This is a genomic window from Kribbella amoyensis (genome assembly GCF_007828865.1).
Taxonomy (GTDB): domain Bacteria; phylum Actinomycetota; class Actinomycetes; order Propionibacteriales; family Kribbellaceae; genus Kribbella; species Kribbella amoyensis.
Genome location: NZ_VIVK01000004.1, coordinates 21,868 through 47,039 on the forward strand (window position 1 = coordinate 21,868; position 25,172 = coordinate 47,039).

Below are 25,172 nucleotides of genomic sequence, written 5' to 3' on the forward strand. Positions count from 1 at the left end.
TGAGGGTGCACGGCGCCGCGGGGGCGCGGGGGCGCGGGGGCGCGTACGCGCGGTACGCGAGCGGGCGCGGGGGCGAGGCGCGGGGGGAGAGGTATGTGGGGGAGCGGCTAGCCTTCCGGGCGTGGATGTGCTGACGGTGGGGGTGCTGCGGGCTTGGGCTCGGGTTGCGCTGGTGGAGTTGGGGCGGGCGCGGGCCGAGATCGACGAGCTGAACGTGTACCCGGTGCCGGACGGGGACACCGGGACGAACCTCTACCTGACCTGGGAGGCGGCTTGTGAGGCGTTGCCCGAGGGGGAGCTGACTTTTGCCGAGGCCGTGCAGGCGTTCGGGCGAGGGGCGCTGCTCGGGGCCCGGGGGAACTCGGGCGTGATCACCTCGGAGCTCGTGCGGGCTTGTGGTTTGCGGCTGGCCGAGAATCTGCCGCGGGACCAGGTGGATGCGCCGGGTTCGGTGCTCGCGGATCCGCCGATGAGTGAGCCGGTCGCGTTCGCGGATGCGCTCGTGTTCGCGGCCGACGCGGCGTACGGGGCGGTGGCGCAGCCGGTCGAGGGGACGATGTTGACGGTCGCGCGGGCTGCCGCCGATGCCGCTCTGGCTGCCGCGAACGAGGGCAAGACGCTGGCCGAGGTCTGCCTGGTCGCGGTCGCGTCGGCGCGGCAGGCGTTGACGAGGACGACCGAGCAGCTCGAGGTACTCCGGCGCGCGGGCGTGGTGGATGCCGGGGGCGCCGGGCTCGTCGTGATCCTCGGTGCGATGGAATCGGTACTGTCCGGCCGAGCGCCCGGGGAGAGTACCGGCGTACCGGTCCGGCAGCCCGTCGCGGCGGAGAACGGGACCGACCTCGGTCCGGACGGGCCGGCGTACGAGGTGATGTACCTGCTGGACGCGCCGGACGAGGCGATCGGGGCGTACCGGCGGGCGCTGGCCGGGCTCGGGGATTCGGTGGTCGTGGTCGGTGGGGACGGGCTGTGGAATGTCCACGTGCACACCGACGACGTGGGGGCCGCGATCGAGCTCGGGATCGGGATCGGGCGGCCGCATCGGATCCGGGTCACGCACTTCGCCGACCTCGTACCGCATCCGCAGGCCCCAGGACGGGCCGTGATCACGGTCGCCGCCGGGGACGGGTTGGCCGCGTTGTTCGCCGAGGCCGGGGCCGTGGTCATCCGGGGCGGACCGGGCCGGCGGTGTTCGACCGGGGAGCTGCTGACCGCGATCGAGGAGTCGAAGGCGCCCGAGATCGTGCTGCTGCCGAACGACCGGGATTCGATCGCGGTCGCGGAGGCGGCGGCGACGGTGGCCCGGCAGGACGGGATCCGGGTCGCGGTGATCCCGACCCGCGCGCAGGTGCAGGGGCTGGCCGCACTCGCCGTCCACGATCCCGGCCGCAGCTTCGAGGACGACGTGGTGCACCTGTCCGCGGCGGCCGGCCAGACCCGGCACGGGGCCGTCACGATCGCGGTCAAGGACGCCTGGACGATGGCCGGGACCTGCCGGATCGGCGACGCGCTCGGCGTGGTGGACGGCGACTTCGCGCTGATCACCGCGGACCTGACCGCGGCCGCGACCGGCGTGGTCGACCGGCTGCTCGGCGGCGGTGGTGAGCTCGTCACGATCGTGACGGGTCAGGAAGCCGGGGCCGAGTTGGTCGACGCGGTGGTGCGGCACGTGCGCCGGCACCGCAAAGATGTCGACGTCGTGGTGTACGACGGAGGACAGCAGAGGTACCCGTTGCTGATCGGGGTGGAATGAAGACAGACACCGAGCGGAAGCTGCGCGACTTCCTCGGGGCGCGGACGGCCAAGACGTTCGCCGAGGTGCTCGGCATCGAGACCGTCGGCGAGCTGCTGCGGCACTATCCGCGGCGCTACCTGAAGAAGGGCGAGCTGACGCCGTTCGACGAGCTCGAGCTGGGCGACCAGGCGACCGTCAGCGGCCGCGTCAAGAAGGTCACCGTGCGCTCGCTGGACTCCAAGCAGGAGATCCGGCCGGACGAGATCGGCAGGTTCCGGCGGCACCGGACCATCACCAAGGTGGTGGTCACCGACGGCCGCAACGACCTGGAGCTGGCGTTCTTCAACCAGCCCTGGCTGGCGAACAAGCTGACCCCGGGGACGGCCGCGCTGTTCTGGGGCGAGGTGACGAAGTTCCGCGACATCCTGCAGCTGAAGGGCCCCGGCACCGAGATCCTCGACGAGGAGGACCTCAGCGAGGCCGAGATCGAGCGCCGGGCCCGCCCGTTCCGGCCGCTCTACCCGGCCAGCGCGAAGCTGCCGACGGCAACGATCGAGCGCAGCATCAAGATCGTGCTGGACAGCCTGGACGACGTCGAGGACCCGATCCCCGAGCTGATCCTGCGCAAGGAGAAGTTGCTCGGGCTGCGGGACGCGCTGCAGAAGATCCACCTGCCGGAGACCGAGAAGGACTGGGACAGCGCGCAGCGCCGGTTCCGGTTCGAGGAGGCGCTGGTGATGCAGACGGTACTGGCCCAGCGCCGGGCCGTCACCGACTCGCTCAGCGCGATCCCGCGGGCCCGGACCACGGGCGGGCTGCTGGACGACTTCGACGCCCGGTTGCCGTTCGAGCTGACCGAGGGACAGGCCGAGGTGTGCGAGGAGATCTTCGCCGACCTGGCCCGTGAGCACCCGATGCACCGGCTGCTGCAGGGCGAGGTCGGGTCCGGCAAGACCGTCGTCGCGCTGCGGGCGATGCTGTCGGTGGTGGACTCCGGCGGGCAGGCGGTCCTGCTCGCGCCGACCGAGGTCCTGGCGACGCAGCACCACAAGACGCTGACCAAGATGCTCGGCGAACTGGCCGAGGAGGGCATGCTCGGTGGCGCCGAGCGGGCCACCCGCGTCGGTCTGCTGACCGGCTCGCTGAACGCGGCGGCCCGGCGGGCGGCGATGCTGGACGCGGCGAGCGGCGCGGCCGGGATCGTGGTGGGCACGCACGCTCTGCTGGAGGACAAGGTCCAGTTCGCCGATCTCGGCCTGGTCGTGGTGGACGAGCAGCACCGGTTCGGCGTCGAGCAGCGGGCCGCGCTGAGCCAGAAGTCCGGCGACAACACCCCGCACGTCCTGGTGATGACGGCGACCCCGATCCCGCGGACGGTCGCGATGACCGTGTTCGGCGACCTGGCCGTGTCGACGCTGACCGAGCTGCCGGCCGGCCGGTCGCCGATCAAGTCCTCGGTGGTCCCGGCCAAGGAGCGGCCGGCCTGGCTGGAGCGGGCCTGGGAGCGGGTCCGCGAGGAGGTCGGCAAGGGCCACCAGGTGTACGTGGTCTGCCCGCGGATCGGCGACGACGTGAAGAACGCCGCCGACGAGGAGGGCGAGTTCGCCGCCGGGGGCGAGGACGCGGACGCCGAGGCGAAGGGCAAGCCGCGGCCGGCGATCTCGGTCCTGCAGGTGGCCGAGGTGCTCGAGCAGGTCCTGGCCGGGCTGCGGATGGAGATCCTGCACGGGCGGCTGCCGGCCGAGGAGAAGGACGCGGTGATGACACGGTTCGCGGCCGGTGAGGTGGACGTGCTGATCGCGACCACGGTGATCGAGGTCGGCGTCGACGTCCCGAACGCGTCGACGATGGTGGTGATGGACGCGGACCGGTTCGGCATCTCCCAGCTGCACCAGTTGCGCGGCCGGGTCGGCCGGGGCAAGGTCCCTGGGCTCTGCCTGCTGGTCACCGACAGCTGGCCCGCCTCGAAGTCGCGCGAGCGCCTGGACGCGGTCGCCTCCACCACGGACGGGTTCGAGCTGTCCCGGATCGACCTGGAGAACCGGCGCGAGGGCGACGTGCTCGGCGTGGCCCAGTCCGGCCGCCGGACCAGCCTCAAGCTGCTCAGCGTGCTCCGCGACGAAGACGTCATCTACACCGCCCGGCACGTGGCGAACTCGATCGTCTCCGTCGACGCCGACCTCGCCGGGTACCCGGAGCTCCGCGCGGTGGTCCGGAGCGCGCTGGAGTCCGAGACCACCGAGTACCTGGAGAAGACATGACCCGGATCGTCGGGGGAGCGGCGGGCGGCCGGCGGATCGCGGTGCCGCCGGGGAGCGGGACCAGGCCGACCGCGGACCGGGTCCGGGAGGCGCTGTTCTCGTCGCTGGAGTCGGAGTTCGGCAGTCTGCACGGGCTCGCGGTGCTCGACCTGTACGCGGGGTCCGGCGCGATCGGGCTGGAGGCGTTGTCCCGTGGCGCCGGCCGGGCGGTCCTGGTCGAGGCGGACCGGAAGGCGGCCGACGTGATCGCCGCGAACATCCGTACCCTCGGCCTGCCTGGCGCGACGTTGCTCGTCCGGCCCGCCGAGAAGGTTGCCCAGGGCGACGGTTCCGGTGATCCCTTCGACCTGGTCTTCGCCGACCCGCCGTACGCGCTGGAGACGCTGGAACTGCAGGAGGTACTGCTGGCGCTGGTCGAGCACGGCCGGCTGGCCGAGGACGCGGTCGTCGTGGTCGAACGCGGCAAGCGGGAGCCGTGGGAGTGGCCGGCCGGGTTCGCGGCGCTGCGGGACCGCAAGTACGGCGAGGCCCGGCTTTGGTACGGTCACCGCCATGATCCCCGGACGGGTGGAGTAGCCGAATGAGCCGAGCCGTGTTCCCGGGGACCTTCGACCCGCCGACGAACGGGCACCTGGACGTGATCGCCCGGGCCGCCGTCGCGTTCGACGAGGTGATCGTCGGCGCCGGGGTGAACCAGGCCAAGCAGCGGTTGTTCAGCGACGCCGAGCGGGTCGAGATGCTGACCGAGATCGCCGCGCCGTTCGGCAACGTCACGATCGGCACCTTCGACGGGCTGCTGGTCGACTTCTGCCGGTCGGTGGACGCGCCGGTGATCGTCAAGGGCCTGCGCTCGGGCAGCGACTACGACTACGAGCTGCGGATGGCCCAGATGAACCACAAGCTCACCGGGGTGGACACGGTGTTCCTGCCGACGGCGCCGGAGAACGGTTATGTCTCGTCCAGCCTGATCAAGGAAATTGCGAGACTCGGCGGTCCGGTCGACGCCTTTCTGCCGCCGGCCGTGCACGCACGGTTGCTGGACAAGCTCTAGTCCTGCGCTCCGCGCCACGCTAGGGTCACCCCGGATTGGGCGAGCGGTGCCGGAGTTGCTAATGTTGACCCTCGGTCTCGACGAGACCGAGATTCAGCCTGCCCACGCCTGAAAGGGATGTCCTGAGCGCCTTGGACCCGCGGTCCCCACTCGTGATCGACACCCACGAGCTGACACGCCGCGCCGGGTCCCAGCGCGAGATCTCCTTCACGGCGGCGGCACCGGCCGATCTCGGAATCGACGTGATCGGCGTCCCCGAGGACGACCCGATCCAGTTCGATCTGCGACTGGAGTCGGTCGTCGAAGGGGTGCTCGTCACCGGTACGGCCCGTGGCCGGCTGGTCGGGGAGTGCGCGCGGTGCCTGGTAGACATCGAGGACGAGTTCCTCGCCGACTTCCAGGAGCTGTACGTCTACCCGGAGAGTGACGCCGAGCCCGATGAGGCCAGCCGGATGGAGGGCGATCTGATCGACCTCGAGCCGGTGCTGAGGGACCAGGTGGTGCTCGCACTGCCGTTCCAGCCGTTGTGTACGGACGACTGTCCGGGTCTGTGTCCCGAGTGCGGGACACGCCTGGCGGACGCCCCGGGACACCGGCACGAGGACGGCGTCGATCCCCGCTGGTCGGCGCTCAGCGGCCTGCTCCGGCAGGATGAAGGACCGCAGGACCAGTAGTAGTTACCGACAACGTCAGCCAGCCGGCCGGGTCACCAGCCACCGGCCGAACCGAGGAGTCATAACCGTGGCCGTTCCGAAGCGGAAGATGTCGCGCAGCAACACCCGCAGCCGCCGGGCCCAGTGGAAGACCACTGCCCCGTCGCTGGTCACCTGCGTGAACCCGGCCTGCCGCGCGAAGCACCTGCAGCACACCGTCTGCCCGACCTGCGGTCAGTACGGCGCCAAGGGCGAGCGTCGCCAGGTCGTCGAGAGCTGAGCGACAGCTCACCAGTGAATTCGGTCAACGCTCTATGAATTCGCCAGAACACGGGGGCCTCTACGCCGAGCTGAACCAGCGGCTCGGCGTATCGCTGGCTGACGAGTTATTGGAGCACGCCTTCACCCACCGTTCGTTCGCGTACGAGAACGGTGGGTTGCCGACGAACGAGCGGCTGGAGTTCCTCGGGGACTCCGTGCTCGGCGTCATCGTCACGGAGTCGCTGTTCCGCAATCACCCGGACCTGTCCGAGGGCCGTCTCGCCAAGCTGCGCGCCGCTGTGGTCAACATGCGCGCGCTCGCCGGGGTGGCCCGGGAGCTCAAGCTCGGCAAGTACCTCCGGCTCGGCCGGGGCGAAGAGGCCACCGGCGGCCGGGACAAGTCCTCGATCCTCGCGGACTGCGTGGAGGCGCTGATCGGCGCCGTCTACCTGGACCGCGGCTTCGAGGTCGCCGGCCGCGTCGTGCACACGTTGTTCGACGACCTGATGGAGTCGTCGGCACGGCTCGGCGCCGGGCTGGACTGGAAGACGTCGCTGCAGGAGCTGGTCGCCCAGCTCGGCGTCGGCGTCCCGGAGTACGTGATCGCCGAGTCCGGGCCGGACCACGCCAAGACGTTCGAGGCGCGGGTCCGGATCGGGTCGGACACCTACGGGCACGGCATCGGCCGCAGCAAGAAGGAAGCCGAGCAACAGGCCGCCGAGACGGCCTGGAAGGCCCTGCGCGCGGCGCATCCCGACAGCATCGATCCGTCGCAGCAGCCCTAGGTGCCAGAGCTCCCTGAGGTAGAGGTCGTTCGCCGCGGGCTCGCGGATTTCACCACCGGGCGGACGATCGACGCCGTCGAGGTGCTGCACCCGCGGCCGGTCCGGCGGCACCTGGCCGGGCCGGACGACTTCGTGGCCCGGCTCAAGGGGCAGACGTTCGCCGAGCCGGCCCGCCGCGGCAAGTACCTGTGGCTGCCGCTCGCGTCGGGTGACGCGGTGCTGACCCACCTCGGGATGAGCGGGCAGTTCCGCGTCCAGCCGGTCGGGGCGCCGGACGAGAAGCACCTGCGGGTGCGGTTCCGGTTCGCCGACGACGGCGGCGAGGTGCGGTTCGTCGACCAGCGGATGTTCGGCGGGCTGTCGTACTCCGAGGGCGGTGCCGAGTTGCCCGCCGAGATCGCCCACATCGCCAGGGATCCGTTCGATCCGCTGTTCGATCCCGACCTGTTCGTCGCGAACGTGCGGCGGCGCAAGACCGGGTTGAAACGGGCGTTGCTGGACCAGACGGTGATCTCCGGGGTCGGCAACATCTACGCCGACGAAGCCTTGTGGCGTTCGAAGCTGCACTACGCCCGGGCCACCGAAACGCTGAAACCCCAGCAGATCAAGGGGATTCTCGCCGACGCGCGCGCCGTGATGGCCGAGGCGCTGGACGTCGGCGGCACCAGCTTCGACGCGCTGTACGTCAACGTGAACGGGGAATCCGGGTACTTCGAGCGGGGTCTGGCGGTCTACGGCCAGGAGGGTTCGCCGTGCCGCCGCGACGGCCGCCCGATTCGTCGCGAACCGTTCATGAACCGTTCCTCGTTCCGCTGCCCGAAGTGCCAGCCGGTCCCGCGACACGCCCGGTGGTGAGCGGGAAATCGTGAAGTGGCGTAGCTCAGGTTGACCCCTGGCCTCACCGGTGACACCCTGAAAGGCGGCACACATCTTTTTGGAGGCGCTCCTCGGACCAGGAGCGCAAGGCCAGAAAACCCTTCCGGAGGACAGCACAATGGCCAAGGCTCTTCTAGGGCACCTTGGAGGCACTGACCCGCGCTTGGTGGAGCAGGTTCGTCTGCTCAACCGACGTGTCGCCGATCTGGAGGCGCACGTGATGCGCCTGCAGGCAGAGAACGACCACCTGGTCGCGGCCGTTCACGACGGCCGTCTGCTCACCGTGGACGAGGCACTGACCGCCCCGGCCTCAGTCTGAGGACCCGAGCCACAGCACAAGCACCACCCATCAGCAGTACCCGTACCGTCCGCACCACCCACGGCGGCGGCCCCTGTTCGGGCCACCGCCGGTTTCATGTCCGCACCGACATCGCGCCGCGGCCGCTCCCGTCGAGCCGGCTCCCGCGGCGGTGCCCCGCCTGACCCGGGGCCGGACGTGGGGCCGGGAGCCGTCCACCGGCTGACCGGCCCCGCCTCCCGAGGATCGGCAGCGGCGCTCGGTAGACTCCGAGACGGAACGACTTCCCCCGGGTAGCGGCAGCGTCACCAGCAGTCACGACGGTTCCCTTCGGTATCGTCTGTCCTTTCACGGGTTGGGAGCAACGCTTTGTACCTGAAGAGCATGACGCTCCGAGGTTTCAAGTCGTTCGCATCGGCCACGACGATGAACTTCGAACCAGGGATCACCTGCATCGTCGGCCCGAACGGCTCCGGCAAGTCCAACGTCGTCGACGCGCTCGCCTGGGTGATGGGCGAGCAGGGCGCGAAGTCGCTGCGCGGCGGCAAGATGGAGGACGTCATCTTCGCCGGGACGTCCGGCCGCTCCCCGCTCGGCCGCGCCGAGGTCGTGCTCACCATCGACAACACCGACGGCGCGCTGCCGATCGAGTACTCCGAGGTGACGATCTCGCGGACGATGTTCCGCAACGGCGGCTCGGACTACCAGATCAACGGGCAGAACTGCCGCCTGCTGGACGTCCAGGAACTGCTCAGCGACTCCGGCATCGGCCGGGAGATGCACGTCATCGTCGGCCAGGGCCAGCTCGACTCGATCCTGCGCGCCACCCCCGAGGGCCGCCGCGGCTTCGTCGAGGAGGCCGCCGGGGTGCTGAAGCACCGCAAGCGCAAGGAGAAGGCGCTGCGGAAGCTGGAGGCGACCGAGGGCAACCTGCACCGGCTCGGCGACCTGATCACCGAGATCCGCCGTCAGCTCAAGCCGCTCGGCCGCCAGGCGGAGGTGGCCCGCCGGGCGGTGACGATCCAGTCCGAGGTCCGCGACGGCCGGTCCCGGCTGCTCGCCGACGACATCGTCCAGGCCCAGTCCGCGCTCGAGGCCGAGCTGAAGGACGAGGCGCTGCTGACCCAGCGGCGGACCGAGATCGAGGCCGCGCTCCGGGAGGCCCGCGAGCTGGAGGCCGAGCTGGAGGAGGCGCTGCGCGAGGACGCGCCGGCGCTGCAGGCCGCGCAGGACACCTGGTATCAGCTGTCCGGCTTCGGGGAGCGGATCAAGGGCACCGCGCGGATCGCCGCGGACCGGATCCGTTCGCTCAACGACGAGGCCGAGGAGCCGCGGGCCGGCCGGGACCCGGAGGAGCTGGAGCTGGAGGCCGCCCGGGTCCGGGAGACCGAGGCGCAGATCGAGGCCGAGGTCGAGGCGCACTCCGAGCTGCTCGCCGAGTCGATCGAGCGGCGCCAGCAGCTGGAGGCGCAGCACGCCGAGGAGGAGCGCCGGGTCGCCGCGCTCGTCCGGGCCGCCGCCGACCGCCGCGAGGGCCTGGCCCGGCTGACCGGCCAGGTGAACGTGCTGAAGAGCCGCGCGTCCGCCGCCGAGTCCGAGATCGGCCGGCTGGAGACCAACAAGCGGGAGGCCGAGGCCCGGGCCGCGAAGGCGCAGCACGACTTCACCGCGCTGGAGACCCAGGTGGCCGGCCTGGACGCGGGCGAGCGGGGCCTCGACGAGGAGTACGAGGCCGCGCAGAGCGTGCTCGACGAGCTGGACGAGCGGCTCGCCAAGCTGCGCGCCGAGGAGCGCGACGCCGAGCGGGAGCGCACCGGTCTGGCCGCGCGCAAGGAGGCGCTGGAGCTGGGCCTGAACCGCAAGGACGGCGCCGGCGCCTTGCTGGCCGCCTCCGAGCAGGTCACCGGCCTGATGGGCTCCGTTGCCGCCCTGCTGAGCGTGCGCGCGGGGTACGAGACCGCCATCGCTGCCGCTCTCGGTGAGGCCGCTGACGCGGTCGCCGTGACGCACACCGCCGCGGCCGTCGAGGCGGTCGGGCACCTCAAGGAGCACGACCTCGGCCGGGCCGGGATGCTGCTCGGCGACGCCCCGGCCGACGACTACCCGTCCTGGCCGCAGCTGCCGTTCGGCGCGAAGTACGCGGTCGACGTGGTGGACTGCCCGGACAAGCTGCGGGCCGCGCTGCGCCGGTTGCTCCGCAAGGTCGCCGTGGTCGACGACGTACCCGCCGCGCAGTCGCTGGTCCAGCACCTCCCTGACGTGACCGCGACGACGCGGGCGGGTGACGTCCTCGGTGCGCACTTCGCGTACGGCGGGTCGGACGCGGCGCCGAGCCTCATCGAGGTGCAGTCCGCCGTCGACGAGGCGGCCGAGAAGCTCACCGAGGCCACCGCGCGGAGCGAGCGGCTGCGGTTCGAGCTGGCCACGATGGAGCAGGACCGGACCCGGCAGAAGGAGTCCGTCGAGATCACCCTGGCCCGGCTGCACGAGTCGGACGCGGCGATGGCCGCGGTGGCCGAGCAACTGGCCCAGTTCGGGTCCTTGGCGAAGGCGTCACGCGGTGAGGCGCAGCGGATGGCCGAGGCGATCGCGGCGGCCGAGGAGGAGCGCGACCGCAACCTGGCCGGCCTCGCCGACCTCGAGGAGCGGCTGACCGAGGCCGAGCAGTTCGAGGACGACGGCGACGAGCCGGACGCGGTCGAGCGGGACCGGCTGGGCGAGGAGGCGAAGGCCGGTCGCGCGGCCGAGATGGAGGCGCGGCTCGCCCTGCGGACCACCGAGGAGCGGGCCCGGGCGCTGTCCGGCCGGGCCGACTCGCTGGAGCGCGCGGCCCGGCAGGAGCGGGAGGCCAGGGCCAGAGCGGTCGCCCGGGCGGCCCGGCGGGCGCGTCAGGCCGAGGCGGCGCAGGCGGTCCACCTGGCCGCGGGCCACGTCCTCGCCCGGCTCGAGCAGTCGCTGCAGCTGGCGGCGACCGAGCGTTCGGCGATCCAGGCGCAGCGGTCCGACCGGGAGCAGGCGCTGGCCGAGGCCCGGTCCGCGACCCGCAACCTGAGCTCCGAGCTGGAGCAGCTGACCAACACGGTGCACCGCGACCAGCTCGCCCGGGCGCAGCAGAAGATGCGGCTCGAGCAGCTGTACGAGAAGGCGCTGGGGGAGCTCGGGACCGAGGTCGACGCGCTGATCACCGAGTACGGCCCGGACCAGCTGGTCCCGCCGCTCGCCAAGGACGGCCAGGACCCGGCCGAGCTCGAGGGCGAGCCGTTCGACCGGGCGAAGGTGGAGAAGCGGCTCAAGCAGGCCGAGCGCGCGCTGAACCAGCTCGGCAAGATCAACCCGCTCGCGCTCGAGGAGTTCGAGGCGATGGAGGAGCGGCACCGGTTCCTGTCCGAGCAGCTGGACGACCTGAAGAAGTCCCGGCGCGACCTGATGGACATCGTCAAGGAGGTCGACGACCGGGTCGAGCAGGTCTTCACCGAGGCGTACCGCGACGTCGAGGTCGCCTTCGAGCACGTCTTCAGCCGGTTGTTCCCCGGCGGTGAGGGCCGGCTGGTACTGACCGACCCGAGCGATATGCTCGGCACCGGGATCGACGTCGAGGCCCGGCCGCCCGGCAAGAAGGTCAAGCGGTTGTCGCTGCTGTCCGGTGGTGAGCGCTCGCTGGTCGCGGTCGCGTTCCTGGTCGCGCTGTTCAAGGCCCGGCCGTCGCCGTTCTACATCCTCGACGAGGTCGAGGCAGCGCTCGACGACACGAACCTGGGCCGCCTGCTGGAGATCTACGAGGAGCTGCGCGAGAACAGCCAGCTGCTGGTGATCACCCACCAGAAGCGCACGATGGAGGTCGCCGACGCGCTGTACGGCGTCACGATGCGCGGCGACGGCGTCTCCGCGGTCATCTCCCAGCGCATCCGCGAGGCCGAGCCGGCCTGACCTCGCCGCCGGTGTACTCCGGCGGTGCCAGGGTCAGGCGGTGATCGTCATCGAGGCGATCCGGTCGCCCTGGACGTCGAAGGTGAAGTGCGACGGGCCGTTGAAGCCGTCGCCGCCGACCTGGGTGAGCAGGGTGATCGGATTGCCCGGGGTGGACACCTCGGTGCCGGTGAAGGTGGCTCGTTTGCCGATCAGTTCGTTGTCGCTCCAGGACCGGATCTGGCCGTGGCCGCGGAACTGCCGGCCCCAGTCGTCCACGTAGCCGTCCTCGGCGAAGGCGGCCGCGAAGGCGTCGTTGTCGAGCTGGTCGATGGCGTCGAGGGCGCGGCGGACCGCGGCCGGAATGTCGGTGCTCATGCCGCGACGATAACGCGGTCGCGAGGGTTGAACCGGTGGCCGCTCGCAGCCGTATGGGTGGTGTCGGATGTCCCGAGACCCGAGGGAGCCACCCATGAAACGCATCCTGTCCGTCCTCGGCGCGGTCGTGCTCGGCGCCGCGGTGCTCACCGCCTGCGGGGGCGGCAGCGGTAACGGTTACGGCGGTGGCGGTTCGTCCGCGCCGTCCAGCAGCGGCCCGACGACGGCGCCTGCGAACGGTGCGGCCGCCGGTCCGGCGAAGCTGGGCACCGCGGACATCGGGGCCCTTGGCAAGGTCGTTGTCAACGGCAACGGCCGGACCGTCTACGTGTTCGACGAGGACACCGCGAAGCCGTCGATGTCAAGCTGTGTGGCCAGCTGCGCCGCCCTGTGGCCACCGGTACCGGCCGGGTCGGGCACGCCGCGGCTGAGCGGTGTCGACGCCACCCTGGTCGGCACCGTCACCCGGCCGGACGGCAGCAAGCAGCTCACCCTCGCCGGGTGGCCGCTGTACGAGTACGCGAAGGACAGCAAGGCCGGCGAGGCCGACGGCCAGGCGGTCGGCGGTACTTGGTGGGTGATCGCTCCGGACGGCGCCAAGAACACGTCCGTGCCGGCCTCCTCGGAGGGCTACTGACGGCCGATGGGTCCCCTCGAGTCCCTCCTGCTGGGCCCCGGCGTGGCAAGCGCCGAGGGCCCGGCGGGGCTGTCGCCTGCCGCGGCCGGATCGCCTATCGTACGAACGACGGCGACAACCGAGGCCGGGAGGACAGCGGTGGCTGGGATCGACCGCCGCCCGGACAGCGCGGAGGCCTTGGTCCGCGCGCTCTACGCCGAACACGGTCGCAGCCTGCTCGCGTACGCCACCCGGCTCACCGGGGACCGGGCCGCGGCCGAGGACGTGGTCCAGGAGACGTTGGTGCGAGCGTGGAAACACGCGGACGACCTCAGCACCGGCCGGGGGTCGGTCCGGGGCTGGCTGCTCACGGTCGCTCGCAATCTCGCCACCGACCGGGCCCGGGCCCGCGCGGTCCGGCCGGCCGAGGTGGCCGAGGTCGAGGACTTCCCGCCGGTCGAGGGTGACCACGCCGAGACGGTGGTGAACTCCATGGTCGTCCTGAGCGCGCTCGACCAGGTGTCGGCGGAGCACCGCGACGTCCTGGTGGAGCTGTACTACCGCGGCCGGTCCGTGACCGAGGCCGCGAAGGAACTGGGCATCCCGCCCGGTACCGTGAAGTCGAGGTCGTTCTACGCCCTGCGCGCGCTGCGGGCCGTGCTGGGCGGGCCGGGCAACAACCCCGGGGACGGTACGGGAGCGGAGGTGACCGGATGACCGAGCACGACCGCTCGCAGCTCGGTGCCTATGCGCTCGGCGCCCTGGAGCCGGACGAGGCCCGCGAGGTCGAGCAGCATCTGGCCGGATGCGCGGAGTGCCGCACGGAGCTGGCCGAGCTGGAGGAGCTGAAGGCGTACTTGGGCGAGGTCCCGCCCGAGGCGTTCCTGGACGGCCCGCCGCCGGACGGTGACCTGCTGCTGCAACGGACGCTGCGCGAGGTACGGGACGCGGAGACGCCGCCGCCGGTACCGGTGCGGAAGAGGTCCAGGTGGCTCGCGGTGGCAGCGGCTGTCGTGGTGCTGATGAGCGCGGTCGGTGGTGGTGTGGTGGTCGGGCGGCAGTCGGTCGAGCAGGTGGCCGAGGCGCCGTCGGCCGGGGCCAGGCAGGTCACCGCGACCGATGCCGTGACCGGGGCGAAGATGGCGACCACCGTGGAACCGCGCAGCGGCTGGAGCTGGATCGATGTCCAGATCAACGGTCTGACCGCCGGGGCGGAGTGCAAGCTGCTCGTCACCGACACCAGCGGCAAGGTGTGGACGGCCGGCAGCTGGGTGGTCTCGGAGAAGGCGGCGCAGGACGGGAGCAGGTTCGGCGGCGGCGTGCTGGTCCCGCTGGACCAGGTGAAGTCGGTGGAGATCCAGACCCTGCAGGGGGAGCACGTCGTCACGACCCAGCTGTGAGCGGCCGGTCATGTCGGAGGGAGGATGGAGCCGTGGCTTACTCGACCAGTTCCTCCGAAGATCTCCGGGCGCGGCGCAAGGCGGCGGCCGCCGAGTGCACGCGCTGGCTGTCCGGGAAGCGGCCGTCCGTGGCCGACACCCTGCGGCAGTTGGCCGAGGTGGCGACCGCGGACGAGCGGGACGGGTACGGCAACGGCGGTGAGGTCGCCCTGCTCGAGCAGGAGGTCGCCGAACTGCTCGGGAAGCCCGCGGCCGTGTTCATGCCGACCGGGATCGCCGCCCAGCAGAGTGTGTTGCGCGTCCACGCAGAACGCGCCGGAACGCAGCGCGTCGCATTGCACGGGCTGTCCCACTTCCTGCAGCACGAGCTGAACGCGCTGGAGGAGGTCCACGACCTGCGGATCGAGCGGCTCACGTCGGAGCGCCGTCAACCGCGCCCCGACGAGCTGGCCGCGATCCCCGGTCACCTGGCCGCCGTGTCGCTGGAGCTGCCGCTGCGGGACGCCGGGTTCGTCCTGCCGAGCTGGGACGAGCTGGTGATCTTCGCGGAGGCGTGCGCGGACCGCGGTGTACCGCTGCACCTGGACGGGGCACGGTTGTGGGAGAGCACGCCGTACCTGGAGCACAGCCTGGCCGAGGTCGCCGCGCTGGCGTCGACGGTGTACGTGTCGTTCTACAAGGGACTCGGCGGGCTCAGTGGAGCCGCGGTCGCCGGTCCGGCCGATGTGATCGCGGAGGTACGCCGCTGGCAGCGCCGGCTCGGTGGCAACGTGTACACCCTTTTCCCGTACGCGGTGTCGGCGCGGGAGGGGATCCGCAAGGTGCTGCCGTTGATGGGCGACCTGCACCAGCGCGCCGTGGAACTGGCGGCCTCGTTGCAGGCGGCCGGATTCCGGGTGTTCCCGGAGCCGCCGCACACGAACTCGTTCCGCGTGTACGCCCCGCTGCCGGCCGAGCGGATCGAGCTCGCGACCGTTCGCCGGATGGAGCAGACCCGCGAGTCGATCGCCTACACCTGGCAGCCGGCGGACGTTCCCGGCTGGTCCTGGGTCGAGCTGGTGGTGACTCCGGACACGCTGGCCTGGCCGGTCGAGGAAGTCGGTAAGGCGTTCGCGGAACTTCTGGAACAATGAGGTCGTAAGACCCAGTGAGGTCGGAAATTCAAGGCGGGGAGAGATGTAGTTCAGTGCTGACTTTCGTCATCACCATGGTGGTTCTGCTGGTTCTGTCGGGGCTCGTTCTGCTGGCTGTCGCCCGGGGTGAGGGCAGACACTTCGGGTAGGACGTCAATCGAGTGCGGTCGCCAACGCCTCGAGGATCGGCGCGGCCACGGTCACCGTGGGGACGATCAGCAAGGCGGCGGCGACCGCGTATGTAGTTGCTGCAAGCAACGGATAGTTGGGGGCCGGGTCGGCCAGTCGCTGGACCCGCAGCACGGTGGAGGACCGGGCGGCCGCGAGACCGGCCTCCGGGGCGGGGGCACCGGCCAGGGCGACCAGCGCCCGGGCCAGGGGAAGCGGGCCGTTCCGGCGGCGCGCGTCGTCGTCGGCAAGCAGCTCCACGAGCGTCCGCGCCTGTTCCAGCGCCACGTCACTCCGGACGAACCGCGGGAACGCCATGTGCAGTGCCGTGAACGCCTCCAGGACCAGGTCGTGCCTGGCTCGGAGGTGCGCTTGCTCGTGCGCGAGAACGGCGCGCAGCTCACTCTCGTCGAGGCGGTCGAGCGCGCCCACCGACACGACCACTCGGGCACCGCGGATCGCGGGCAGGCAGTACGCGAGCGGTGTCTCCTCGGAGAGCACGCGCAGACCGGGAATCAGGCCGTCCGGCGTGGCCAGGATGTCCACCAGGTCACGATGCCGGCGACGGCGTGCTCTGGTCCCGACGGCGACGCGGCCGGCAGCCCAGAGCAGCCGGATGCCGACCATGGCGGTCAGGGCGAGGACGGCGGCCGCCGCGAGATCACGGGGTGCGGTCGGGTCGAACCGTGGCTCACCGGGCTCACCCGCGGTCGAGTACGACAGCGCGATGCCCGCGCCGAGGGCGGCCAGTACCGCCGCCAGTGAGATCGCCTGCCACAGCGCGACGGCCGCGCGCGGGATCCGGTACGGCCAGGTCGAGCGGGCCAGCAACGCCGGGGCCGGTCCGGTCAGCACCAGCGCCAACGCGGCCAGCAGGAGCGGCGTGATCACCCGTCCCGAGCCTCCGCCTCGCCACCGGCCTCCAGCCGGCTGAGCGCCTCGCGGAGCAGGGCGGCCTCCTCGTCGGAGACCTGCCCGACGAACCGGACCAGGGCCTCCCGGCGGTCGCCGGCCCGGTCGAGGGCGTCGCGCATCAGGTCGGCGGCCAGCTCCTCGCGCGGCGCGGCCGCCCGGTACCGCCAGGCCTTGCCGTCGCGTTCGCGCTCGGTCAGCTTCTTCTTGGCCAGCCGGTCCAGCACGGTCATCACGGTCGTGTAGGCGAGGTCGCGGCTGATCGAGAGGCGGTCGTGCACCTCGCGCACGGTGAGGGCGCCGGGGGCGGCCCAGAGCTGCTCCATCACCAGCCGCTCCAGGTCGCCGAGCGGCCGCGGGGCCTTGGGGTCGGTGCTCACGTGACCAGTATAACTACGCGTTGTAGTAGATCCACGCTAGCATCTACTACGTAACGTCGTAGACGGCTCGGGAGGGCTCGCGCGTGGACACCCTGGATCTGGCCCGATGGCAGTTCGCCATCACCACCGTGTACCACTTCTTCTTCGTCCCGGTGACGCTGTCCCTGGTCGCGATCACGGCCGGGCTGCAGACCGCGTGGTACCGCACCGGCAAGGACAAGTACCTGCGGCTGACCAAGTTCTACGGGAAGCTGTTCCTGATCAACATCGCGCTCGGCGTCGTCACCGGCCTCGTCCAGGAGTTCCAGTTCGGGATGAACTGGAGCACCTACTCGCGGTTCGTCGGCGACGTGTTCGGCGCCCCGCTCGCGCTGGAGGGGCTGCTCGCGTTCTTCCTCGAGTCCACCTTCATCGGGCTGTGGATCTTCGGCTGGGACCGGCTGCCGAAGAAGGTCCACCTGGCCTGCATCTGGATGGTCGTGCTGGGCACCCAGCTGTCGGCGTACTTCATCCTGGCCGCGAACTCGTGGATGCAGAACCCGGTCGGCTTCCGGTACAACGCCGAGCGCGGCCGCGCGGAGCTGACCGACATCGGCGCGGTGCTGACGAACAAGGTCGTGCTGGTCACCTACCCGCACACCATCTTCGCGGCGTTCATGGTCGGTGGCGCGTTCGTCGCCGCGGTCGCGCTGTGGCACCTGCTCCGCCGGCCCGGGACCGACACGGACGTGTTCCGGACGGCGCTGAAGCTCGGCGCGGTGATCGTGATCGCGGCCGGCGCCGGGGTGGCGGTCAGCGGGGACCTGCAGGGCAAGGTGATGACCGAGGTTCAGCCGATGAAGATGGCGGCGGCCGAGGCGTTGTACGAGACCGAGAAGCCGGCCGCGTTCTCGGCGTTCACCGTCGGCACCCTGGACGGGTCCCGGGAGATCTTCTCGGTCAAGGTGCCGTACCTGCTGTCGTTCCTGGCCACCGGCACGTTCGACGGCGAGGTGAAGGGCATCAACTCGCTGCAGCAGGCGTACGAGGAACTGTACGGACCCGGGTCCTACAAGCCGAACATCCCGCTGACCTACTGGACCTTCCGGTTGATGATCGGGGTCGGGATGGCGGCCGCGGCGGTCTCCCTGTGGTTGCTCTGGGCAACCAGGAAGGGCCGGGCCCCGGCGCGCTGGCTGGCCTGGCTGGTGGTGCCGCTGCCGCTGTTGCCGCTGGTGGCGAACTGCTTCGGCTGGATCTTCACCGAGACGGGCCGGCAACCCTGGCTGGTGTTCGGGCTGTTACGGACCGCGGACGGGGTCTCGCCCGGGACCACCACGGCCGAGGTGCTCACCTCGCTGATCGGCTTCACCGCCCTGTACGGCGTGCTCGCGGTGGTCGAGGTGAAGCTGCTGACCAAGTCGATCCGGGCCGGTCTGCCGGAGGTCGGCGGCGACGCCGGCCGGGACGGACCGGACACACCCGAGGACGACGAGTCCAAGCCACTGTCGTTCGCGTACTGAGGGGACCGAGATGGAACTCACCACCTTGTGGTTCGTGGTCATCGCGTTTCTGTGGATCGGCTACTTCGTGCTGGAGGGGTTCGACTTCGGCGTCGGCATCCTGCTCCGGGTGCTCGGTCGCGACGAGCCCGAGCGGCGTGCCGTGGTCACCACGATCGGCCCGGTCTGGGACGGCAACGAGGTCTGGCTGATCGTGGCCGGTGGTGCCACCTTCGCCGCCTTCCCGGAGTGGTACGCGACCTTGTTCAGCGGGTTCTACCTGCCGTTGTTCGCGATCCTGGTCGCGCTGATCCTGCGTGGTGTCGCCCTGGAGTACCGAGGCAAGCGGGACGACCTGCTCTGGCGGGGACGGATGGACACGCTCATCACGGTCGGCTCGGTGATCCCCGCGCTGCTGTGGGGCATCACGTTCGCCAACCTGGTCCGCGGGGTCCCGCTGGACGCGGACCACGAGTACGTCGGAAGCCTCGGCGATCTCCTGAGCCCGTTCGCGTTGCTGGGCGGGGTCGCCTTCACCGCGGTCTTCGTGGCGCACGGCGCGATCTTCCTGGCCCTGCGGACCACGGACGAACTGCGGCAACGGGCGAACCGCCTCGCCGCGCGGACCGGCCTCGTGGCGGCCGTGCTCGTCGTCGCCTTCCTCCTCTGGGCGCTGAACCTTCGCGGTGACACCGCGTCGGCCGTCGTGGCCGGTGCGGCCGTGGTCGCGCTGGTGGCCGCGCTGGTCGCGAACAAGTACCGCCGGGAGGGCTGGGCGTTCACGGGGACCGCATTGGCGATCGCGCTGGCCGTGACGGCGCTGTTCGTCGCGATGTTCCCTGCGGTGATGCCGTCGACGGACCCGGCCACGACACTGACCGCGGTCGAAGCGGCGTCCACGCCGTACACGTTGAAGGTGCTGACCTGGATCGCGGGGATCTTCACGCCGCTGGTGATGCTGTACCAGGGCTGGACGTACTGGGTGTTCCGTAAGCGCGTCACGGTCGAACCGGTCGCGGTCGCATGAAGCCGCTCGACCCGCGGCTGCTGCGCCGGGCCCGCCCGGCCCGGGTGTTCCTGGCCGGGTCGGTGCTGATCGGGGTGGCGACCGGCCTCCTGGTCATCGTTCAGTCCGTCCTGCTTGCCCGGGGGATCACCGACGTCGTACTGCGGGACGCGGGGATCGGTACGGTCGCGTGGTTGCTCGCTGCCGTGGTCGCGGCGCGGGCCGGGCTGGTATGGCTGCAGGAGGTGGTCGCGCAGCGGGCGGCGGCCGCGGTGAAGTCGACGCTGCGCCGGCAGGTCCTGGAGCACGCGCTGAAGCTCGGTCCGGCGTGGCTGGGTGGCGAGCGGAGTAGCCGGTTGACCACTTTGCTGACCAAGGGCCTGGACGACCTGGACCCGTACTTCGCCCGGTACCTGCCGCAGTTGGTGCTCGCGGCAACGGTTCCGGCGGGCGTGGTCGGCTGGATGGCGACCGGGGACCTGATCGCGGCCGGGACGGTGCTGGTGACGCTGCCGTTGATCCCGGTGTTCATGGCCCTGGTCGGCTGGGCGACGCAGGCGCACAGCCGACGGCGGCAGCGGGCGCTCGACGTGCTGGCGCATCACTTCGCCGACGTGGTCGCGGGGATGCCGACGCTGAAGCTGTTCGGCCGGGCGAAGGGGCAGGCGGCCGCGGTCGAGCGGGTGACCGACGAGCACCGGGTGGCGTCGATGTCGAGTCTGCGGCTGGCGTTCCTGTCGTCGCTGGTGCTGGAACTGCTGGCGAGCATCTCGGTCGCGCTGGTCGCGGTCGGCGTCGGCCTGCGCCTGGTGGAGGGACAGCTCGGACTGGAGACGGCGCTGCTGGTGCTGATCCTGGCCCCGGAGGCGTACCTGCCGCTGCGGCAGGTGGGCGCGCAGTTCCACGCGAGTGCGGACGGGGTCGCGGCGAGCGAAGAGGTACTGCGCGTCCTGGACACGCCGCTGCCCACCACCGGGGAACGGACCGACGTACCGGATCTCCGGCGCGTGCCGCTGTACTTGCACGATCTGACGGTGCGGTACCCGGATCGGGACGCCGCCGCGGTGGACGGGTTCGACCTGGAGCTGTGGCCCGGTGAGGTGGTGGCGCTGACCGGGCCGAGTGGCGTCGGCAAGTCCACGGTGCTCGCGGCGATCCTCGGCTTCGTCGTACCCGAGCGGGGCGTGGTCGTGGCTGGTGGGAGTGCGGCCGACGAGTTCGTTCCCGAGTTGTGGCGGAAGCAGTTCGGCTGGGTACCGCAGCGGCCCGGACTGCGGGCGGGAACGATCGCGGCCAACGTGCGGCTCAGCCGACCGGACGCGACCGACGAGCAGGTACGCCGCGCGCTGGACGAGGCCGGTGCGGGCGAACTCGCGTTGGACACGGCCGTCGGTGAGCAGGGGCAGCTCTTGTCGGGCGGACAGGGGCGCCGGGTCGCGTTGGCACGGGCGCTGCTGACCGAGGCGCCGGTCCTACTGCTCGACGAACCGACGGCCGGCCTGGACGCGGACACCGAGGCCGCGGTCGTCGCCGGACTGCGGGCAACCGGGCGCACAGTACTGCTGGTCGCGCACCGTCCCGCGTTGATCGAGGCCGCGGACCGCGTTGTGCAGGTGGGGACGGAACACGTTGGACCCGAGCGACAGCGAGCGGAGTTGGTGACGTCATGACCGCGTTGACGATGGCTCTCCCGGACCGGCGACTCGCGGGGCGGCTCGGACTCGCGCTGCTCGCCGGCGTGCTGGCGTCCGCGTCCTCGGTGGCGCTGCTGGCGACGGCGGCTTGGCTGATCGTTACCGCCGCAGCCCAGCCGCCGGTGCTGACGTTGATGGTGGCGATCGTCGCGGTCCGCGCGTTCGGGGTGGGCCGCGGGGTCTTCCGGTACGTGGAGCGGCTCGCGGGCCACGACGCGGCGTACCGGGTGCTGGGGAAGACGCGATCGCAGATGACCGAACGGATCGAGCGACTGGCTCCCGCCGGCTTGTCCCTTCGTCGCGGCGACCTGCTGACGCGATTGCTGCTCGACGTGGACGCCGTACTGGACCTGTGGTTGCGCGTGGTCCTGCCCGTGTTGGTCGCTGCGGTGACCGCGACGGCGACCGCTGCGCTGATCGTCGTACTGCTCCCGTCCGCCGGGGTCGTGGTCGCGTTGGCGGTGCTGGTGGCTTGCACGATCGTGCCGTGGTTGACCGCGAGGACGGCGCGTCGGGCAGAGCGGTCGATCGCGGGTGCCCGGGGCGACGTGGCCGCGCACTCCACGGAGGACCTGCTGACCGCGGCCGACGTGGTGGCCTTCGACGCGGTGGACGATGTGCTCGACGCGTTCGCTGCCGCGGACGCACGGCTCGCCGCCGCGGAAAGGCGCTCGGCGTGGAGCGCGGGACTGGGCAACGCGCTTCTCGTGGTGTGCGTCGGCGGTGCCGCCCTGGCCGGATTGGTGCTGGGCAGCCAGGCCGACCTGGCCGGGCCGACGTTCGCGGTCATCGTCCTGACACCGCTCGCGTTGGCGGACGTCCTCGGCGGAGTACCGCTGGCCGCGCAGCTCGCGATCCGGGTCCGTGGCTCGTTCGACCGGCTCCAGGAGATCCTCACCACCCCGGTACCGGTACGGGAGCCGGACGAGCCGGTCGAACTCCCGCCGGGCCGAGGTCTGCGGGTCCATGGTCTGCGCGCTGGATACGGCGACGGCCCCGACGTCCTGCGGGACCTGGAGCTCGACATCCCCGAGGGGAGCCGGGTGATCGTGACCGGGGCGAGCGGATCGGGCAAGAGCACGCTGGCAGCCGTGTTGCTGCGGTTCCTCGACCAGCGGGACGGCGAGGTCCTGCTCGACGGGGTGCACGTGACCGCGCTCGGCGGCGACCGGATCCGGTCCACGGTCGGTCTGCTCACCCAGGAGAGCCACGTGTTCGACACGAGCATCCGGGAGAACCTGCTGCTCGCCGAACCGGACGCGAGCGACCTGCGGCTGTGGAACGCGCTCTACCGCGCTCGCCTCGGTGACCTGGTCGAGCGGTTGCCGAAGGGGCTGGACACGCTGGTGGGGGAGCACGGCGCCCGGTTGTCCGGCGGGGAGCGGCAGCGGCTCGCGTTCGCCCGGCTCCTGCTCGCGGACCACGACGTCCTGGTCCTGGACGAGCCCACCGAGCACCTGGACGAGGAGACGGCCCGGGTCCTGCTGACCGACCTGTTCGCCGCCGCGGGCAACCGAACGGTCGTTCTGCTGACCCATCGACCGGAGCTGGCTCCTCACCCAACGCGACCGGTGGTTCGCCTGCAGTGAAGGATGCGGGTCCGTGCCTTGGCTTCTGTCAAGATGGGGAACCGTGTTGACTTCTCAGCTCGTCCCTCTGCTCGCCGACGCGGTTCTGTACGCCATCATCGCGGTGGCCGTCGTCCTGGTTGCCGGTACCGCCGGCCTGGTCGTCACCCGGCGACGCCGGTCCGAGCTGCCCGCGCCGGCCAAGCCCGCCCCGCTGGACACCGCGGCGCCGGAGGCCGAGCCGACGGTCGGCGAGGACGCGGAGGAGCCGCGGGACACGCCGACCCGGACGCTCGAGGACACCGAGCTGCCGACGCTGGAGAAGCCCGAGTCCGCGCAGGGCCGGCTGGTCCGGCTGCGGTCCCGGCTGGCCCGGTCGCAGGGCTCGCTCGGCAAGGGCCTGCTCGCACTGCTGTCCCGGGACAAGCTGGACGAGGAGGCGTGGGAGGACATCGAGACCACGCTGATCACCGCCGACGTCGGTGTCGCCCCGACCCAGGAGCTGGTCGAGCGGCTGCGGACCCGGCTGCGGGTCGAGGGCGGGGGCGGCGACCAGGCCCGCGCGGTCCTGCGCGAGGAGCTGATCGACCTGGTCGACCCGAAGCTGGACCGCTCGCTGAAGGTCGACCGCAAGGACGACCAGCCGGCCGTCGTGCTCGTCGTCGGCGTGAACGGCACCGGCAAGACCACTACCGTCGGCAAGCTCGCCCGCGTGCTGGTGGCCGAGGACAAGCAGGTCGTGCTCGGCGCGGCCGACACCTTCCGCGCCGCCGCGGCGGACCAGCTGCAGACGTGGGGCGAGCGGGTCGGCGTACCGACCGTGCGCGGTCCCGAGGGCGGAGACCCGGCGAGTGTCGCGTTCGACGCGGTGAAGCAGGGCGTCGCCGAGTCCGCCGACGTGGTGCTGGTGGACACGGCCGGCCGGCTGCACACCAAGACCGGATTGATGGACGAGCTCGGCAAGGTCAAGCGGGTGATCGAGAAGGCCGCCGAGGTGGACGAGGTGCTGCTCGTCATCGATGCCACCACCGGGCAGAACGGACTCACCCAGGCCCGGGTGTTCGCCGAGGTGATCGACGTGACCGGCCTGGTGCTGACCAAGCTGGACGGCACCGCCAAGGGCGGCATCGTGATCGCGGTCCAGCGCGAACTCGGTGTCCCGGTCAAGCTCGTCGGTCTCGGCGAGGGCGCGGACGACATGGCCCCGTTCGACGCTGAGCAGTTCGTCGACGCGCTGCTCGACTGACCCCCGGGATCGGGCCGAGCCCGTTTGGAGCCGGCCGGATCTGGTACCCAGGGGGTATGAGCCGACCGAGGATCGTCATCGTCGGGGCCGGGTTCGCCGGTTTCCACGCGGCCCGGAAGCTGAGCCGGCTGGCCGGTGGGCGGGCCGAGATCGTGCTGGTCAGTCCGACCGACTACTTCCTGTACGTGCCGCTGCTGCCCGAGGTCGCGACCGGGATCCTGGAGCCGCGCCGGATCACCGTGTCGCTCGCGGACACCCTGCCCGGGGTCCGGCTGGTCCTCGGAGAGGTGGACGCCTTCGACCTGGACGGGCACGCGGTGTCGTACCGCGATCCCGACGACCGGCCCGGCCGGCTCGGGTACGACCGGCTGATCATCGCCGCCGGCAGTGTGAACAAGCTGCTGCCGATCCCGGGCGTCGCGGAGTACGCCCACGGGTTCCGCGGCATCCCCGAGGCCGTGTTCCTGCGCGACCACCTGACTCAGCAGATCGAGCTGGCGGACGCCACGGACGATCCTGCCGAGCGGGACGCGCTGTGTACCTTCGTCGTGGTCGGCGCGGGGTACACGGGGACGGAGGTCGCCGCGCACGGTGTGCTCTACACGGACCTGCTGAGGAAGCAGCGGCCCCGGCTGCGTGACCAGCGGATCCGGTGGATGCTGCTGGACGTGGCGGATCGGGTACTGCCCGAGCTGGACCAACGGCTGTCCCGTACGGCCGACATGGTGCTGACCGAGCGGGACGTCGAGGTGCGGATGGGGACGTCGGTCGAGGAGGCGGCGCCGGACTGCGTGCGGCTGACCGACGGTACCGAGGTCTCGACACGCACGCTGGTCTGGTGCGTCGGGGTCCGGCCCGACCCGGTGGTCCAGGCGCTCGGGCTGAAGACCGAGAAGGGCCGGCTGGTCGTCGACAAGTACCTGAACGTGCCCGGGCATCCGGACGTGTTCGCGTGCGGCGACGCGGCCGCGGTCCCGGACCTGGCCCGGCCGGGGGAGATCACCCCGATGACGGCCCAGCACGCCGAACGCCAGGGCAAGCAGGCCGCGCACAACGTCGCGGCGACCTTCGGCCACGGACAGCGGGAGCCTTACTTCCACAAGGACCTCGGGTTCGTCGTCGATCTCGGCGGGACCCAGGCCGCCGCCAACCCGCTGCACCTCCCGCTCTCCGGGTTCCCCGCCAAGGTGGTCACCCGCGGGTACCACCTGATGTCGATGCCCGGGAACCGGATCCGGACCGCCACCGAGTGGGTGTTCGACGCCGTCCTCGGTCGCCAGAGCACGCATCTCGGCGTCATCCCGGCCGACGACGTCCCGCTGGAGACGGCGAGCCCGGAACGGGTCCGGCGCCACTAGGGATGT

Annotated in this window: 23 protein-coding genes; 20 read left to right on the top strand and 3 right to left on the bottom strand. The window is 71.5% G+C overall.

Going from position 1 to position 25,172, the window contains the following annotated elements:
• Positions 1–121 precede the first annotated feature (121 nt).
• From FB561_RS36670 to smc, 10 genes are all read left to right on the top strand, one after another.
• On the top strand, positions 122–1,753 hold the full coding sequence (locus tag FB561_RS36670; RefSeq protein WP_145814711.1) for a DAK2 domain-containing protein: 1,632 nt from the start codon (positions 122–124) through the stop codon (positions 1,751–1,753).
• On the top strand, positions 1,750–3,996 hold the full coding sequence (recG, locus tag FB561_RS36675; protein ID WP_145814712.1) for an ATP-dependent DNA helicase RecG: 2,247 nt from the start codon (positions 1,750–1,752) through the stop codon (positions 3,994–3,996). Before FB561_RS36670 ends, recG begins: the two co-directional genes overlap by 4 nt.
• Positions 3,993–4,580 carry a 16S rRNA (guanine(966)-N(2))-methyltransferase RsmD gene (gene rsmD, locus FB561_RS36680; protein WP_145814713.1) on the top strand — a complete coding sequence of 196 codons (588 nt, stop codon included), beginning with the start codon at positions 3,993–3,995 and terminating at the stop codon, positions 4,578–4,580. The genes recG and rsmD overlap by 4 nt, the downstream gene beginning before the upstream one ends.
• On the top strand, positions 4,577–5,047 hold the full coding sequence (coaD, locus tag FB561_RS36685) for a pantetheine-phosphate adenylyltransferase (protein ID WP_145814714.1): 471 nt from the start codon (positions 4,577–4,579) through the stop codon (positions 5,045–5,047). The genes rsmD and coaD overlap by 4 nt, the downstream gene beginning before the upstream one ends.
• A 152-nt stretch (positions 5,048–5,199) precedes the next feature.
• Complete coding sequence (locus FB561_RS36690) at positions 5,200–5,721, top strand: YceD family protein (protein WP_202881028.1); 522 nt, start codon at positions 5,200–5,202, stop codon at positions 5,719–5,721.
• Between the two features lie 67 nt (positions 5,722–5,788).
• A complete protein-coding gene (gene rpmF, locus FB561_RS36695) occupies positions 5,789–5,980 on the top strand; it encodes a 50S ribosomal protein L32 (RefSeq protein WP_077012766.1) in 192 nt (63 codons plus the stop codon).
• Positions 5,981–6,014: 34 nt separating this feature from the next.
• Positions 6,015–6,746, top strand: a complete 732-nt coding sequence (gene rnc, locus FB561_RS36700) for a ribonuclease III (protein ID WP_145814716.1) — start codon at positions 6,015–6,017, stop codon at positions 6,744–6,746.
• Positions 6,747–7,601, top strand: coding sequence for a bifunctional DNA-formamidopyrimidine glycosylase/DNA-(apurinic or apyrimidinic site) lyase (gene mutM / locus FB561_RS36705; RefSeq protein ID WP_145814717.1), 855 nt, complete (start codon positions 6,747–6,749; stop codon positions 7,599–7,601).
• Between the two features lie 187 nt (positions 7,602–7,788).
• Positions 7,789–7,941 carry a hypothetical protein gene (locus tag FB561_RS36710; protein WP_238335336.1) on the top strand — a complete coding sequence of 51 codons (153 nt, stop codon included), beginning with the start codon at positions 7,789–7,791 and terminating at the stop codon, positions 7,939–7,941.
• A gap of 348 nt (positions 7,942–8,289) precedes the next feature.
• Positions 8,290–11,847 (top strand): chromosome segregation protein SMC, encoded by a 3,558-nt coding sequence (smc, locus tag FB561_RS36715; RefSeq protein ID WP_170284963.1) that lies wholly within the window; start codon positions 8,290–8,292, stop codon positions 11,845–11,847.
• Positions 11,848–11,880: 33 nt separating this feature from the next.
• Here smc and FB561_RS36720 read toward each other — a convergent pair whose 3' ends face one another.
• The gene (locus tag FB561_RS36720; protein WP_145814720.1) at positions 11,881–12,204 is read right to left on the bottom strand and encodes a nuclear transport factor 2 family protein; all 324 of its coding nucleotides are present in this window, start codon (positions 12,202–12,204) and stop codon (positions 11,881–11,883) included.
• Positions 12,205–12,298: 94 nt separating this feature from the next.
• On the opposite strand from FB561_RS36720, the gene FB561_RS36725 reads away from it, so the two are divergent.
• The 4 genes from FB561_RS36725 (at position 12,299) to FB561_RS36740 (ending at position 15,353) form a co-directional block, all read left to right on the top strand.
• Positions 12,299–12,841, top strand: coding sequence for a COG4315 family predicted lipoprotein (locus FB561_RS36725; protein ID WP_170284964.1), 543 nt, complete (start codon positions 12,299–12,301; stop codon positions 12,839–12,841).
• A gap of 138 nt (positions 12,842–12,979) precedes the next feature.
• Positions 12,980–13,537, top strand: coding sequence for a sigma-70 family RNA polymerase sigma factor (locus FB561_RS36730; protein WP_238335337.1), 558 nt, complete (start codon positions 12,980–12,982; stop codon positions 13,535–13,537).
• Positions 13,534–14,220 (top strand): zf-HC2 domain-containing protein, encoded by a 687-nt coding sequence (locus tag FB561_RS36735; RefSeq protein WP_145814723.1) that lies wholly within the window; start codon positions 13,534–13,536, stop codon positions 14,218–14,220. Before FB561_RS36730 ends, FB561_RS36735 begins: the two co-directional genes overlap by 4 nt.
• Positions 14,221–14,252: 32 nt before the next feature.
• A complete protein-coding gene (locus FB561_RS36740; protein ID WP_145814724.1) occupies positions 14,253–15,353 on the top strand; it encodes a threonine aldolase family protein in 1,101 nt (366 codons plus the stop codon).
• A gap of 153 nt (positions 15,354–15,506) precedes the next feature.
• On the opposite strand, the gene FB561_RS36745 is transcribed toward FB561_RS36740, so the two are convergent.
• Both FB561_RS36745 and FB561_RS36750 read right to left on the bottom strand, forming a co-directional pair.
• On the bottom strand, positions 15,507–16,412 hold the full coding sequence (locus FB561_RS36745) for a M56 family metallopeptidase (RefSeq protein ID WP_145814725.1): 906 nt from the start codon (positions 16,410–16,412) through the stop codon (positions 15,507–15,509).
• Positions 16,409–16,813: a BlaI/MecI/CopY family transcriptional regulator gene (locus FB561_RS36750; RefSeq protein WP_145814726.1), complete on the bottom strand. Its 405-nt coding sequence runs from the start codon at positions 16,811–16,813 to the stop codon at positions 16,409–16,411. Before FB561_RS36750 ends, FB561_RS36745 begins: the two co-directional genes overlap by 4 nt.
• 83 nt (positions 16,814–16,896) lie before the next feature.
• On the opposite strand from FB561_RS36750, the gene FB561_RS36755 reads away from it, so the two are divergent.
• The 6 genes from FB561_RS36755 to FB561_RS36780 are packed head-to-tail and all read left to right on the top strand — an operon-like array spanning position 16,897 to position 25,166.
• Positions 16,897–18,315: a cytochrome ubiquinol oxidase subunit I gene (locus tag FB561_RS36755; protein ID WP_145814727.1), complete on the top strand. Its 1,419-nt coding sequence runs from the start codon at positions 16,897–16,899 to the stop codon at positions 18,313–18,315.
• A 10-nt stretch (positions 18,316–18,325) separates the two neighbouring features.
• Positions 18,326–19,321 (top strand): cytochrome d ubiquinol oxidase subunit II, encoded by a 996-nt coding sequence (gene cydB / locus FB561_RS36760; protein WP_145814728.1) that lies wholly within the window; start codon positions 18,326–18,328, stop codon positions 19,319–19,321.
• Positions 19,318–20,970, top strand: a complete 1,653-nt coding sequence (gene cydD, locus FB561_RS36765; RefSeq protein WP_145814729.1) for a thiol reductant ABC exporter subunit CydD — start codon at positions 19,318–19,320, stop codon at positions 20,968–20,970. Before cydB ends, cydD begins: the two co-directional genes overlap by 4 nt.
• Positions 20,967–22,583 (top strand): thiol reductant ABC exporter subunit CydC, encoded by a 1,617-nt coding sequence (gene cydC, locus FB561_RS36770; protein WP_145814730.1) that lies wholly within the window; start codon positions 20,967–20,969, stop codon positions 22,581–22,583. The genes cydD and cydC overlap by 4 nt, the downstream gene beginning before the upstream one ends.
• A 43-nt stretch (positions 22,584–22,626) precedes the next feature.
• Positions 22,627–23,808, top strand: coding sequence for a signal recognition particle-docking protein FtsY (gene ftsY, locus FB561_RS36775; RefSeq protein WP_202881029.1), 1,182 nt, complete (start codon positions 22,627–22,629; stop codon positions 23,806–23,808).
• Positions 23,809–23,864: 56 nt separating this feature from the next.
• Positions 23,865–25,166 carry an NAD(P)/FAD-dependent oxidoreductase gene (locus FB561_RS36780; protein ID WP_145814731.1) on the top strand — a complete coding sequence of 434 codons (1,302 nt, stop codon included), beginning with the start codon at positions 23,865–23,867 and terminating at the stop codon, positions 25,164–25,166.
• Positions 25,167–25,172: the final 6 nt, after the last annotated feature.